The following is a 623-nucleotide window of genomic DNA, read 5'->3' as shown; positions in this document are numbered from 1 at the left end:
CCGCCCTTGAACAAGCGGCCGAGGGGCGGACCGGCGCCGGCGGGTACCTCGCCAGCTGGGTCGCGTGGGGCAGGGCCGCCGCCGACCGGATCGACCCCATCCGCAGTCCCCGTGTGCTGGCTGACATCGACTACAACCCCGAACCCGGACCCGACGACCTGCGCCCGTTCCTCGGTGACTGGAGCCCCCACGGACCACGCAAGGAGCACCGCCCTGATCACGACCGGCAGGCCCACGCCGGTATCCGCCGACAGGCGGAATCGTGGCACCACGGGCTGCTCGACCGCGGAGCCTGAAGTGCGTCGACACCTCAACCGCCACCACAATCCGGCCGGATGCGCACGAGCCTGCGCCGGGACCTGCCGCCATCGCGGCGCGAACCGCCAGCACGACCCGGTACCACGCAACTAGCGACGCTTACCCGAAGGACGGCTGGATGAGAATCGACCCCTCCCGCTTCACCGTCGGCGACGAATGGGCGTACCGGCAGTCGGACCACGGACCGTCCGAACGCGTCCGCATCCTGGCCGTCGAGCCGAAGAAGAACAGCGCCCGCCTCGAGATCAGATTCCTCGACGACCCCGACGAACGGGTGGAGAAGGTCCCCGGGTCGCGGCTGCGGG

2 protein-coding genes are annotated in these 623 nt (G+C 70.8%); both read left to right on the top strand.

The genetic code is table 11. From position 1 onward, the window contains the following. Positions 1 to 296, top strand: a 296-nt coding sequence (locus ACLQ24_RS30065) for a hypothetical protein (RefSeq protein WP_425895110.1), incomplete at its 5' end; no start/stop codon positions are given. A 140-nt stretch (positions 297 to 436) separates the two neighbouring features. Further along, a partial coding sequence (locus tag ACLQ24_RS30060; protein ID WP_425895109.1) for a hypothetical protein occupies positions 437 to 623 on the top strand: 187 nt, incomplete at its 3' end.

This window comes from Micromonospora sp. DT4 (assembly GCF_049841675.1).
GTDB lineage: Bacteria > Actinomycetota > Actinomycetes > Mycobacteriales > Micromonosporaceae > Micromonospora.
The sequence above is the reverse complement of the archived record's forward strand: the minus strand, read 5'-3'. Positions and strand labels throughout refer to the sequence as shown.